General features: G+C 43.8%; 16 protein-coding genes, 1 tRNA gene and 1 pseudogene. 3 read left to right on the plus strand and 15 right to left on the minus strand.

Features of this window, described 5'->3' with window-relative positions; translation table 11 throughout:
* A partial coding sequence (locus VR7878_RS07610) for a transposase (protein ID WP_139344045.1) occupies nt 1–157 on the minus strand: 157 nt, incomplete at its 3' end.
* A 172-nt stretch (nt 158–329) separates the two neighbouring features.
* Here VR7878_RS07610 and VR7878_RS07615 point away from each other — a divergent pair.
* Nucleotides 330–731 carry a hypothetical protein gene (locus VR7878_RS07615; RefSeq protein ID WP_139344046.1) on the plus strand — a complete coding sequence of 134 codons (402 nt, stop codon included), beginning with the start codon at nt 330–332 and terminating at the stop codon, nt 729–731.
* A gap of 215 nt (nt 732–946) precedes the next feature.
* A complete protein-coding gene (locus VR7878_RS07620; RefSeq protein WP_077334919.1) occupies nt 947–1,858 on the plus strand; it encodes a bacteriophage abortive infection AbiH family protein in 912 nt (303 codons plus the stop codon).
* A 199-nt stretch (nt 1,859–2,057) separates the two neighbouring features.
* On the opposite strand, the gene VR7878_RS07625 is transcribed toward VR7878_RS07620, so the two are convergent.
* The 4 genes and pseudogenes from VR7878_RS07625 to VR7878_RS07635 all read right to left on the minus strand — a co-directional run bounded on the left by VR7878_RS07625 (nt 2,058) and on the right by VR7878_RS07635 (nt 4,535).
* Entirely contained in the window at nt 2,058–3,425 is a 1,368-nt protein-coding gene (locus VR7878_RS07625) for a site-specific integrase (RefSeq protein ID WP_159440441.1), read from the minus strand.
* A gap of 138 nt (nt 3,426–3,563) precedes the next feature.
* Nucleotides 3,564–3,746 (minus strand): annotated as a pseudogene (locus VR7878_RS21590) (DUF6538 domain-containing protein); the annotation flags it as partial.
* A gap of 93 nt (nt 3,747–3,839) precedes the next feature.
* Nucleotides 3,840–3,927, minus strand: a tRNA-Ser gene (locus VR7878_RS07630).
* A 161-nt stretch (nt 3,928–4,088) separates the two neighbouring features.
* Complete coding sequence (locus VR7878_RS07635; RefSeq protein ID WP_077334923.1) at nt 4,089–4,535, minus strand: L-alanine exporter AlaE; 447 nt, start codon at nt 4,533–4,535, stop codon at nt 4,089–4,091.
* Nucleotides 4,536–4,832: 297 nt separating this feature from the next.
* Between VR7878_RS07635 and VR7878_RS07640 the strand changes: the two genes are divergently transcribed.
* Nucleotides 4,833–5,405: a UPF0149 family protein gene (locus tag VR7878_RS07640; RefSeq protein WP_077334974.1), complete on the plus strand. Its 573-nt coding sequence runs from the start codon at nt 4,833–4,835 to the stop codon at nt 5,403–5,405.
* Between the two features lie 61 nt (nt 5,406–5,466).
* Here the strand turns inward: VR7878_RS07640 and nadA are convergent, their stop codons facing one another.
* From nadA to cydX, 10 genes are all read right to left on the minus strand, one after another.
* Nucleotides 5,467–6,528 carry a quinolinate synthase NadA gene (gene nadA, locus VR7878_RS07645; protein ID WP_077334925.1) on the minus strand — a complete coding sequence of 354 codons (1,062 nt, stop codon included), beginning with the start codon at nt 6,526–6,528 and terminating at the stop codon, nt 5,467–5,469.
* A 199-nt stretch (nt 6,529–6,727) separates the two neighbouring features.
* Nucleotides 6,728–7,510 (minus strand): tol-pal system protein YbgF, encoded by a 783-nt coding sequence (ybgF, locus tag VR7878_RS07650; RefSeq protein WP_077334927.1) that lies wholly within the window; start codon nt 7,508–7,510, stop codon nt 6,728–6,730.
* 21 nt (nt 7,511–7,531) lie between these two features.
* A complete protein-coding gene (pal, locus tag VR7878_RS07655) occupies nt 7,532–8,074 on the minus strand; it encodes a peptidoglycan-associated lipoprotein Pal (protein ID WP_038178632.1) in 543 nt (180 codons plus the stop codon).
* A gap of 31 nt (nt 8,075–8,105) precedes the next feature.
* The gene (gene tolB / locus VR7878_RS07660) at nt 8,106–9,458 is read right to left on the minus strand and encodes a Tol-Pal system beta propeller repeat protein TolB (protein ID WP_077334929.1); all 1,353 of its coding nucleotides are present in this window, start codon (nt 9,456–9,458) and stop codon (nt 8,106–8,108) included.
* Between the two features lie 34 nt (nt 9,459–9,492).
* A complete protein-coding gene (gene tolA / locus VR7878_RS07665) occupies nt 9,493–10,503 on the minus strand; it encodes a cell envelope integrity protein TolA (protein ID WP_077334931.1) in 1,011 nt (336 codons plus the stop codon).
* Nucleotides 10,504–10,517: 14 nt separating this feature from the next.
* Nucleotides 10,518–10,958: an ExbD/TolR family protein gene (locus VR7878_RS07670; protein ID WP_077334933.1), complete on the minus strand. Its 441-nt coding sequence runs from the start codon at nt 10,956–10,958 to the stop codon at nt 10,518–10,520.
* Between the two features lie 5 nt (nt 10,959–10,963).
* Nucleotides 10,964–11,647 carry a protein TolQ gene (gene tolQ / locus VR7878_RS07675; RefSeq protein WP_077334935.1) on the minus strand — a complete coding sequence of 228 codons (684 nt, stop codon included), beginning with the start codon at nt 11,645–11,647 and terminating at the stop codon, nt 10,964–10,966.
* Nucleotides 11,648–11,649: 2 nt separating this feature from the next.
* Nucleotides 11,650–12,057 carry a tol-pal system-associated acyl-CoA thioesterase gene (gene ybgC, locus VR7878_RS07680; protein WP_077334937.1) on the minus strand — a complete coding sequence of 136 codons (408 nt, stop codon included), beginning with the start codon at nt 12,055–12,057 and terminating at the stop codon, nt 11,650–11,652.
* Nucleotides 12,058–12,212: 155 nt separating this feature from the next.
* Nucleotides 12,213–12,515, minus strand: a complete 303-nt coding sequence (gene ybgE, locus VR7878_RS07685; RefSeq protein ID WP_077334939.1) for a cyd operon protein YbgE — start codon at nt 12,513–12,515, stop codon at nt 12,213–12,215.
* Complete coding sequence (gene cydX, locus VR7878_RS07690) at nt 12,508–12,615, minus strand: cytochrome bd-I oxidase subunit CydX (protein ID WP_021020147.1); 108 nt, start codon at nt 12,613–12,615, stop codon at nt 12,508–12,510. The genes ybgE and cydX overlap by 8 nt, the downstream gene beginning before the upstream one ends.
* Nucleotides 12,616–12,627 lie beyond the last annotated feature (12 nt).

Raw genomic sequence — 12,627 nt, forward strand, 5'->3', positions numbered from 1 at the left:
CATCAGAGGCTTCCATACCACCGTACTTCGATTTCCAGTTATAGTAGGTTGCATCAGAGATCCCGTATTCGCGGCACACTTCATTGACTTTCCTGCCGGCTTCGACTTCCTTCAGGATCTTGACGATTTGCGTTTCTGTATAGCGTGATTTTTTCATCATGCACTCTCCGTTTATTTCAGTGTAAACGGAAAAGCCCTATTTACCAGCGTCCATTTTTTCGGGGAGGGTTACAGTGTTGGTTCTAAGTATTCTAACCGCCTTAATCTTCTTTCTGCTTTTTATGTCAAAAATTAACGTAGAGTATAGTGACATTAAAGATTATATATCCATGTTACAAAATACTTCTGCAATGATTTTTGCCATAGTAGGATTATGGATATCATCGACGTATCCAACAACTAAAGACGCGCTTATAAATGGTTCGGACAAAATAAAATTCACTGAATTTGGAGAGCAAAGTAAAAGATTAGAAGCGCTTGTAGGTGTTCTCATCACATCTGCAATTGTAATGATCTGTTTGCTTCTGTTCCAAGGTGCAAAAATGATAGTCCCAAATTTCAAAATATACGCAGACTATTATCTTATCATCAAACCTGCCGCTGTTGCTTTTTTGTTTGGACTAGGTCTATTACAAGTACTAGCTACTGGCTACGTGATTGTCGTTAATGTAACTTTCATAAATGACATTTACAAAGTTATCCATGATGATGACAAAGATAACCAGTTTTAACATATCCTGATTCTCACACTCATTAATTCGAGTGTGGGAACGTCAGCAGTGATAACACTTAAAACATCCCTACCAGCAATTAGCTCTCTTTGATTCAAATCAACTAACGTTAGCTATATCACGAAATTCAGTAGCTAAGCGTTTTTAACTTAAATGCTCCTACTTTAATATTTAATCTTAATTTACGATCTTTAAGTATACTGTTGGAGGATAATATGACGTCACTAGTAATCATTGGAAATGGGTTTGATATTTGGCACAGACTTCCAACAAGCTATTGGTACTTTTATAATCAATACAAAGATCTATTGCAGGAGCACATACAATATTTTGATGCTTTTAGCGATGAAGACGCAGAATGGGCAAACTTTGAAGAGTCTTTAGGTTCTTTCAATGAAGATAATTTTCATGACAATGCCATCTATCAGCCAACAGTCGAAGAAATGGCTGATGATCACACTCTTCTATATGGGTTTGAAGATGAGATATCAGAAAAAAAGGAAGAACTGGTAAGCGATATACAAAATGCATTTAACGACTGGATTAATGCTGTTGATGTGAACGCTACTATAAAACTGATTGAACTACCTACTTCATTTAAATTTATCAACTTCAACTATACAATGACTCTACAAAATGTGTATGCCATTCCAGAAAATAATATATTGCACATTCATGGAAAGGTTCATGATCACATCATTTTTGGTCATGGTCTTCATCAAAATAGTGAATCACCTCAACCTGAAGTCGAATCAGAAACATTTGACCCATGGTTTGAAGAATCACATCGAACAGTATCTTCCGTTGGCTCGCTCTTCCATAAACCAGTCAATGATATTTTGGAATTGAATAAGGGAAAGCTAGATAACCTCGGTATGATCGAGAACATCATAGTTATAGGACATTCGGTAAATTCCATAGATATACCATACTTTCAATATATTTTGAGTCAGTATCCCGACGCTGAATGGCATAACTACAATTACATCAATGAAGATGAAGGTGTTGATGCTGTAACTGAAACTCATGAAAGACTATTAATGGCAGGTGTAACTTCTGATAAATTAACATCACAATCATCAGAAGTTCTTAAAGCACTTTTTCCCATAAAAGAAACTTGTAAGTAAATCACCTTACTGTAAATAGTGGGATAAAGAATAAGTTTAGCTCATTCACCATTCCCTTGTATGGGAAAATCCCTCACAAGAACACACTCTGTTTGTGGCTGCATGTCCTGTGTTCCAATAATTCTTCTGTCTAGCAGAATAGAATTATGTGAGGAACATGTTGTGCTCAATAGACCACCAATTCGAGTGTGCCTTCACCTCACAACAGCCCCACCTCTCTCGCTATACTTGGGAACTTCTTCAGCTCACTTGCCATACGTTGCAGTGGGTTTGTACCGTAAGTCGCACCAACGTTTGTTGCTGCGTGACCTGTTATCCAGTCACTCACTGCGGTCTCAATCCCTGCTTCACGGCAGAGTGTCTTAAAGGTGTGTCTAAAGCCATGAGAAGGACTCGCTTGGCTCTCCAGTTTCACTTCTAGCTTCAAGTATTTCGCCCAAGCCTTACCGATAGCGTGACCATAGCCGTTCACTGGGTGAGGCTGTAGTTTAGGGAACAGGCGACTGCTGGTGGACAAAGTTTGATGGTAACGGATGAAACCAAGCTCAATCAGATCATCATGCAGTGGCACTTTCCTGATACTGTTGCTGGTTTTCACGGTTTGGTCTTCACCAGATTGAATCCACAGATACCAGATGCCTGTATCTTTGTCTTGAAGGACATCCTTAGAGCAAAGCTGACACAGCTCTTCCCTACGAGCACCCGTGTAGAGCATCAACAGTGGCAACCAGTAGAGAGCTTCCCCAAAGTCAGCTTTAGGTGGCTGCCAGTTACGAGTAAAGAGTGGGCTCTGGAAGATGGTCTTGAGCTCAGTGTGTGAATACTGCTTATCCTCGGCTGTTCTGGTTACGTTCCGTTTCGCAGCCTTGGCAATGCCTCTCAAGATACCAGATGCGGATACAGGCTCTTCCTGCATTACGTTCAAGCGTTGCACCGCAAAGTTGAGAATGGCAGAGAAAGCACGTAGCTGTTTTCTGATGGTAGCCAATGAGACCAACGGCAAGTTTTCTTTCTCGGCTTTCTTCATGAGCTGTTCTGCTGAAAGCCCTCTCAAGCCCTTACCTTTTGCTGGGAACTTACCGAGTAGATTACGGAAGTCCTGACACACTGCCCTGTTGATTTGGTTTACAGGTAGGTCGCCAAATAACTCTATGAAGCGTGTAATGGTTGAGCCAAAGTCACTGATGGTTTTCTGAGTGCTGCGGTTATCACCATCGTTCATGCGCTTATCATCAGCCCATAGCTGGAACACATGAGACAAGCTCGGTGCAGAAGACTTCTGTGCTTCCTTTTCACGTTCGACAGTTAGCTGACTTGTTGCTGCTGGTACGTGCATCTGGCTAGACCAATCACCTATCGTGCGTCTGAATGCCAAATCACAGAGAGAAACCCAACGGGTAAAGAATGCCTCAACCAATGCTTTGAAAGCTGGCTCAGCGTCTTCTGGAGTGGGTAAGTTGTGCTGTTCTAGTGTCTTGCGGATAAACGGTAACGCAATCTTAGCTCTGACTTTGTAATCATCAGCATCAATCACATCTTTCGCTGGTACAGAACCCTCTGGCAACACAGCTAGGAAATCTGAGACAGAATCAGGATTGCTCTCCCATTCAGTCATCACTGAGGAAGCCCAACGGTCTGCAAGTTTTGGGGAATCTGAAGCTAGAACTTTTGGTCTACCTGCGAGTTGCTCTCTCGATACAGCGAAGATTTCTTCACATCGAGCTAACTCAGCGGCAAAACGGGGACGTGCAACTGAAAGGTCTTTCGTCTTGAGCGAGACCTTCCATTCATGCTTTTTGATAATCTGCCTGATGTCTTGCGGGACTTGCCTACGAAAGTAAAAGACACCAGTTTTGGGATGCTTCCACGGGGTAGCCATAACACTCATCTGTACCACCTTTCTGTACCACTTTGGGTGAAAGGACTGGTTATAAACGTTGTTACACTTTACAAGTTTAATAAAATCAAACAGTTAGGGATTTGGCGGTGAGTGAGAGATTCGAACTCTCGATACGTTGCCGTATACACACTTTCCAGGCGTGCTCCTTCAGCCACTCGGACAACTCACCGAATTGTTGAAATTATTGTTCCAACGGGGCGCTAATTTAATGATTCTTCGAAAGAAGGTCAAGGAGAAAAATCGTAAAAACCGCCCTTTGACAATCAAATGGTTATTAATTAACTGATTGGCCGATTATCTGAACAATCTGAAGCTGAAACCATAAACGAATCAGACATGATAATAACCGGGGACTCTGAACCAGCGCCGGCAACAATCAAGGAAGTAACCGTAAACAACCCCCATACCACAAGAAATCACCGCATTGGTAGATACAGCGGTAATGATTTGCTCGGCTGTTGCCCCGACTACCCATAAGATTCCGACATAAACCGGTGATTGAAATGCCACATAGGCAAACAAATCACAAATATTTTTCATCCATCCGCTGGGAGAAATACGTCGGCCGGATCTCAAGACAAAATCACGGAAAAGCCCATACGGCCAGGCAATGGCAATATTCACCGGAATGGAAAGTAGTCTGGAAGATAACGACTGTTCCAGCGTCATTCCCGAGATAAACACCTCAATGCCCATGCCTGTTACAAAACAGAAAACCACCATAGCAAATGTATCAGCAGCTGCATGGCGAACACAAAAAGGCGCGCTATTTTTCATTTCATCTCACTTCAAAAAAGCAACATTATTTGTGCGCATTAAACCATAATAATCATGAAATTAATCACCATTTATTTAACTATTATTTGAATATATGACCACACACAAACCAATTATTCAGAATAAAAAACTACCATTTTGAAATAGTTAAACAGTTGTAAAATCAACAACAAAACCACAACAATCACTCGATATAACTGACTGTTTTTCAACAAACAGATCGGATGTCTCGCAACTTACTTCAATTTCAAATACCATAGCGATCCACCCACTGAATTGATTTGATCAAGCATGAATCTGACACTAACTGAAATTATTGCGTCGGTAGAACAGCCCGAACAACTACTCAATGAAAATCAGATGACTGGTTTTATTGTCGCGCTTGCGGCAACACCTTATCTGATTTCACCGGAAGAATGGCTGCCCTATCTTTGGGGCGGGAGTGATGTTGCACCGTTCGCAGAACCATCTCACCTTGAAATATACTGCCAACACGTTGTTCAGCAATGGAATAGCGCCCGGGAACAACTCCTCAGTGGCTCTTGGCAATGGCCGACTTCATGTCAGCTCGATGATGAAGAGATTGTCAATCAGGCAACCCGGGATTTCTGTGAAGGCATGTTACAAGGCTGGCAATTAACTAAAGATGACTGGGAAGCGCTCATGCCACCTGAAACAGAGAATGGCGCGCTACTCGGGGGTGTTTTACTCTCAATGACCATCCTCTATGATCCAGAAACCTCTTTGGTGACATTAAACGAAGCTGGTGCGGATGCAATTGCCCAGTTTGAAGAGATTTATCAGGCGATGCCAATGATGCTATCCGGTCTCAGTCAGCGTGCGCTGGCGATTGCGGAATCAGACGATTAGGAAATATTCAGCAAATAAAAAAGGAAGGCCATGTTGCCTCCCTTTTTTCGATTCACTCGACTTATGCGTTACCTTTGACGGAAAGACTCAGCTGCTCAGCAAAATCTAACATCCGATTCAGTGGAATCAGTGACTTCACCCGAATGGATTCATCCACAAAGATTTCATGCTCCTCTCCCCCGTCTCTGAGCGCTTTCTCAATCGCCTGCAACCCGTTCATCGCCATCCAAGGGCAGTGAGCGCAACTTCGGCATGTTGCACCAGCACCGGCCGTCGGTGCCTCTATCAGATCTTTTTCCGGGACAAGCTGCTGCATCTTAAAGAAGATACCTTTATCCGTTGCCACAATCATTTGTGGATGCGGTAATGCTTTCGCAGCTTTGATTAATTGGCTGGTTGAACCCACTGCATCCGCCAGCGCAACCACACTGGAGGGCGATTCCGGATGAACCAAAACCGCGGCTTCCGGGTATAACGCTTTCATTTTTTTCAATGCATCCGCTGAAAACTCATCATGAACAATACACTCACCATGCCAAAGTAACATATCGGCACCGGTTTTATCGGCGATGTACCCCCCCAGATGGCGATCGGGCCCCCAGATGATTTTCTTATCTTCCGAGTCCAGATGTTCGACAATCTCTAATGCGATACTAGACGTCACCACCCAATCGGCTCTGGCTTTCACCGCTGCGGAAGTATTCGCATACACCACGACCGAATGATCCGGATGAGCATCACAGAAAGCAGAGAATTCATCAACAGGACAGCCTAAATCCAAAGAGCATTCAGCTTCGAGCGTCGGCATAAGAATGCGTTTTTCCGGTGTCAGGATTTTCGCTGACTCTCCCATAAAGCGCACACCACAAATCAATAGTATCTTGGCTGGATGCCGGTTACCGAATTTTGCCATTTCCAGTGAATCACCGACAAATCCGCCAGTTGCTTCAGCTAACGCCTGAATTTCAGGATCTGTATAGTAATGGGCAATCAAGACGGCTTCTTTCTCAATCAGGAGACGTTTGATTTCAGCGATATAAAATTCTTTTTGTTCTTTTGAGAGTTGTACCGGTTTCGGTGGGAATGGGTACACGGTTTCAATCTGTTCTGTGATATGGCTCATTGCTTCAGCTCTACGCAATTTCCAGTGATTAGCGCATTTTACACGCTCTTTACAACGTGTCAAAAGCCAGCTTAATGATTCATTAAACGAATTGAATGGTCGGTTAACAAAAGACAGATAACATAAAGGAGAACCGCGGTTCTCCTTTTGTGTATTCAAGATACAGACACTAACGTTAGCAAATTAAGGTCTATCGATACTATTTGATCATAGACCGTTTTGCAGACTCAGCAGAAGCAGTATCAGGATATTCATCAATCACCTGTTGATAGTACTGATTCGCTAGTTTGTCGTTTCTGCGCCGTTTCTCAACATCACCTAATTTGACTAATGCGTCTGCACGTTTATTTGATTTAGGAAAATCCAAAACAGCTTTAAAGCTTTCAACCGCTTTATCATCCTGCTGTTTGGCATAGTAAAGCTGCCCTAACCAGTAATGTGCATTTGGCGCAAAGTTAGATTTGGGAAAGTCACGCTGAAATTTGGTAAAGGCGTTGATCGCGCCAGCGTAGTCTCTCTTTTTCAGAATGAGATCGACTGCATTTTGATAAGCCATCTGCTCATTAGCATCTTCACTGTATGTCCCAGCAGACGCCGATTGATCATTATCTTTTGAACCGGATTGAGCCTCGTGACTGCCCTTTGAGTTGAGCTCTTCCCGAAGACGATCGATTTCAACAAATAGCTCTCTCTGTCGAGTAAGCATCTGCCCCATATCGTGATCACTCTTTTCTAACTGACCACGTAGATGTTGAATGTCGGTTGCCATCTCATCGAGTTGCTGCTGCATTTGCGCACGTAAACGATTACTGTTTTGCAGGAGGCGTTCCAGACGTTCAACTCTTGTTTCAGGACTCATTGACGCTGTGTTTTGTTCAGCATTTTCACTTAAGTCCGATACTGGAGCGGGTGCAGCAAGTACAGGACTTGCTGCACTGACCAGTAACATAAGCACAATGTGTCGCTTTAGGTTACCGAGCATGTTTCACCAAACTTCTTCAGATTAGTAAACAATCACTGCACGACGGTTTTTAGCGTATGCAGCTTCGTTATGTCCACGGACTAATGGCTTCTCTTCGCCGTAGCTAACAATTGACATTTGGCTAGTCTGTACACCCAGAGCCTGAAGATATTTATAGACGGCTTCTGCACGACGTTCACCCAACGCAATGTTGTACTCAGGCGTACCACGCTCATCAGCATGGCCTTCAATCGTTACATGAACGCTTGGGTGCTTACTCAGATAAGATGCATGAGTTGCCAGCATATCTTCATAATCTGATGCAATTGTTGAATTATCAAAAGCAAAGAATACGGTTTGCTCTTGCATAACCTTATCTTTTAGTTCCTGTTCAGAAAGCTTACCATCGTCAGTCACAGGAGATACAACAGTTGTATCTGTGCTATTTGCAGAACCGGATGTAGATTGGTTAGTCGTCGTCTCATTTCCTGAGGCATTCACTGCATCATCGCTTGAGCTACACGCAGTAACCGCGAGTACTGGTAGTGCAATCAACAGCCCTTTAAGAACTTTATTCAGTTGCATCTTCTTTTCCTTATTTTTTAATCATGACTCATTACAAAAACGGTGACCACGCCGGCGCTCTCACACGTCCGTTTGTTTCTGGTAACCTGGCTTTAAATCGTCCGTCAATAGAAACCATAGATAACACATTGGTTTTATTGTAGATCGAACTATAGATAACCATACCACCGTTAGGCGCAATACTTGGAGACTCATCGAGCAAAGTTCTTGTCAGAATTTGCACACTGCCAGTTTCCAAATCTTGCTTTGCCAAGTTAAATCCTGACTGGTTTTTATTCACCATAATCAGGAATTTCCCGTCAGGCGTAATCTGCCCACCTAAATTTTGTGAGCCCTGCCAAGTAAGACGATTTGTCACGCCAGTAGACAAATCTACTTTATATATCTGTGGTTTACCACCCCGATCTGAGGTAAATATCAGAGATTTTCCATCCGGATACCAAAAAGGCTCCGTATTATTTGATCTACCCCGCGTTATTTGACGAATTTTCTTGGTCGCCAAATCCATGATATAGACCTGTAAACTCCCTGATTTCGATAAAACTAAAGCTAACGATTTTCCATCCGGTGAGAATACTGGCGCCCCATTGTGACGAGGGAATGACGATATCTTTTCACGTTTACCGGTATAAATGTTCATGATGTAGATTTCAGCATGCCCATTCTGGAAACTCACATAAGCCAGTTTCTTACCATCAGGAGACCATGCCGGAGACATGAGTGGCTGTTTAGAGCTGAGCACGAGCCGTTCATTGTAACCATCATAGTCTGAGATTCTCAGCTGATAGGGATACTTTTCACCGTCATGTACGACAACATAAGCAATCCGGGTTAAAAACGCGCCTTTATCTCCGGTCAGCTTCTCATAAACTAAGTCAGAGATTCGATGTGCATACTCACGCAGACGTTTCGGTGAGACCGTCGCAATATTGTTCAGTAAGACATAATCTTTGGACTCAACCAGTTGACCATCTTCTGTGAGAGACTGCCTTTTACCTTTTAATAACTGTGCCTGAACGATATCGACCAACTGGTAATGAATGACATAATTACCTGCGGCATTCTGCTTGATGGTACCGGTCAGTAAGGAATCAACACCTAATCGAGTCCATGCATCGACATCGACGGCGGATTCATCATAAGGCGTCTGAGGCATATTACTGGTTGCAACCGGACTAAACTTGCCACTCCGTTGCAGATCTGAAGCAACCACACCTGAAATATCTTCTGGTAATTTGCTCTTGCCCTCCCACTGGAACGGAACGATCGCGATCGGCCTCGCTGAGTTAATCCCATCGGTAATGACGAGCTCTAATGCTGCATTTGCGGTGTGTATGCCTGATATCACGAGGAACATACAACTCAAAATCAATCGCTGTAACACAAGCTTTTCCTTTTCTCTGATACTTCAGTCAAAATTATATATTCGGTTCAACCGTTAGATTAATATCTTTCAACTTATTCACAACATCCGGGTCATCTTTCGGCAAAGGAAAAGACGGAACCTGTGCAACCGCTCGTTGTGTCGCGGCACAAACAGCCGAGTTCCCCCCTAACACTTTCAAACTACCGACAATCGCCCCACTACCTGTCGGAATCAGGTGCAAATTAACCCGGCAATCTTTACCTTTAAACGTATCCTCTACGCGTAAATTTTGCCGAATCAGCTGTTTGTAGATTTCACCGTAACGTCCGACTTCGCTGGCAATATATTGACTCCGGGCGCTGGAGTTTTGTTGCTCTTCTGCTTTTAAACCGGAAAAAATATCATTTAAGGCTTCTTCCCGTTGCTTTCTTTCTTTTTCTAACTTTTCCAGACGCTCTTTTTCCTGCTGAGCCTTCTCGGCTGCGACCTTCGCAGCTTTTTCTTTTGCCAGACGCTCTTGCTCTGCTTTCTGCGCTGCTTCACGTTCTTTACGGGCTTTTTCTGCCGCTAGCTTAGCTGCCTTTTCGCGCTCAACTCGCTGTTGCTCCGCTTTCGCAATCGCAGCCTCTTTAGCTTTCCTTGCTGCCTCGGCTTTTGCCGCGCGCTGCTCTTCAGCAATACGTTCCTGCTCTTTCTGCTTACGCTGTTGCTCTGCCTCTCTGGCAGCTTTCGCCTCGCGGGCTTGCTGTTGTTTTAACTGCCGAATCCGCTCTTCTTCAGCTCTACGATTCTCTTCAAGGCGCTCACTTTCACGACGCAGACGATCAAGCCGCTCTTTCTCTTTCCGAGCTGCCGCTTCCCGGGTCGACTTCATCTGTTGAGCCTGTTGATGCACCAGTGCAGGGTCAATCACGACCGCCTGAACCATATTACCGGTCGGATGCGGTTTTTCTTGATAGAACTGCCCGCCCCAAAGTAATAGGCCAATTAAAATCGCGTGCAATACGATAGAAATTATCAGTGGCTTTGTAAAACCTGACCGCTTGTCTTCTCTCTTTTTCATGAAGGTTATACTGCTTATTCCCTGATATCTGTTAACAAACCAACCTTTGGAATACCAGCTTTACTCAGCTCGTCCAGCACACGCACAATCTCCGCATAGGGGCTTGTCGCCTCGCCACCGACCGCAACAGGTGAGCCGGGATGTAAACTCAGCTCAGCTTTTACCAGAACGATTGCATCCTGTAAGGATAGTCCCCGTTTGAAAGGTTCATTATTGATGCTGACACCCAAGCTGCCTTCTTTATTGATCTCTACAATAATGAAGCCGCCATCATCACCGACCAAATCGGACGCTGGTTTCGCTGTTTCCGTTTTTGGTAGTTCAACATCCACGCCCTGAGTAATAAAGGGAGATGTCACCATAAAAATGATTAACAGTACCAACATCACATCAATATAGGGTACCACATTAATTTCTGCGGTCATTTTACGTTTCTTTGGTTGGTAACCCGCCATAAAGATTACTCCCTGCCCGTCATGGCTTGACGATGAAGAATACTATGAAACTCCTCAGAGAATGTCGCGTAATTCATTTCAAGTTTACTGACAACTGTTGTCAGTCGGTTATAGGCCATAACCGCAGGAATCGCAGCAAAAAGCCCCATCGCCGTTGCAACCAACGCTTCGGCAATACCGGGAGCAACCATTGCTAATGTGGCTTGTTTAACCGCACCCAACGCAATGAATGCATGCATAATCCCCCACACGGTACCAAACAACCCAATGTAAGGACTAATTGAACCGACTGTCGCCAAAAATGGGAGATGCGTTTCTAATGATTCAACTTCTCGGGAGACGGCAACACGCATCGCTCTCGCCGTTCCATCCATCACAAAATTAGCTTCAGCAGCATGATTCTTTCTTAACCGGGCAAATTCAGTAAAACCGGAATAGAAGATCTCTTCACTGCCACTAAGCTGATCTTTTCTATTTTTCACGTCTTGATATAAAACAGCCAAATCCGTGCCGGACCAGAAACGGTCCTCAAATGAAGCAGCTTGCTTTTCAGCAGCCGATAATGCTTTGGTTCTTTTTAAAATCATCGCCCATGACATGATCGACATGCCTAAGAGAATCATCATCACCACTTTGACTAGGAAACTAGCCTGTAAAAAAAGATCAAGTATTGAAATTTCAGCATTCACTGTTACTTCTCCGAAAATACCGTGTCGGGGATACCTTGGGGTTTCATTTTTTGTATGTCAATACATGCTACCTTAACTATTGCTCGACACAATACCTCTTCACGAGGATTAACCAGCTCTTGACAGAATATTAAAGAAGCCTTTTTTTTCTCAGTTAGTTGAGTGATGACGACTAAGTTGTCATCCAGACGGGCGGCTTTCAGAAAATCTAGCTCCATGCTTCGGACCACAAAGCCCATATTTTGTTCCAACAACTCCCGTTGGCATACCCCTTGCTCTCTGAGCATTTCTGTCCGTCCACGTTCAAAAAATTTAAGATAATTCGCGTGGTATACAACACCGCCGGCATCGGTATCTTCGTAATAGATCGTTACAGGAAATCGAGAAAAAGCTGATTTAGAATAATGCACTTAACGTCCCTCAACGGATTGACACAAGCGCTTACTATAACGCAACTCAAGCACTTTCGCATGAGTGAGACGAAATGAATTTTGAATTTTTGGACAAAAAACGCAGCCTTAAGGCTGCGTTTTCTTTATCAGGCTGGCGATAAGTCGCTGTTCATTCAGTTCATCCGAACCAAACTGAAGTAAACCAATATGCATCCGGCGAGGTAAGGCGAAAACAGAATCTGCCAAAACCACCTTCTCGGTTTAAAACCGACACCGAATATCATGCTGGCACAGACTGCCAAGATCAGCAGTGCAACCACTACCAGATTAAAACCACCAATTGTTACTGCGTAAGCCTGTGGGTTCCACATCAGCAACGCAACATGGTAGAAAGCAACGCCCATCAATAATACTCGATAAAGAATATGATCAACGGGACGATGCCACTGCGCAATTAAGGCAGAAAAATCATTCACTATCTTTATCCATCATCTCTGCATGTTCTAACCACAACGCATTGATGATGCCGAAAGAACAAGCCAGTAAGACGCCTAGAATCCATGCAAAATACCACATAACTTAGCTCCT

Source organism: Vibrio ruber DSM 16370 (assembly GCF_900163965.1).
GTDB lineage: Bacteria > Pseudomonadota > Gammaproteobacteria > Enterobacterales > Vibrionaceae > Vibrio > Vibrio ruber.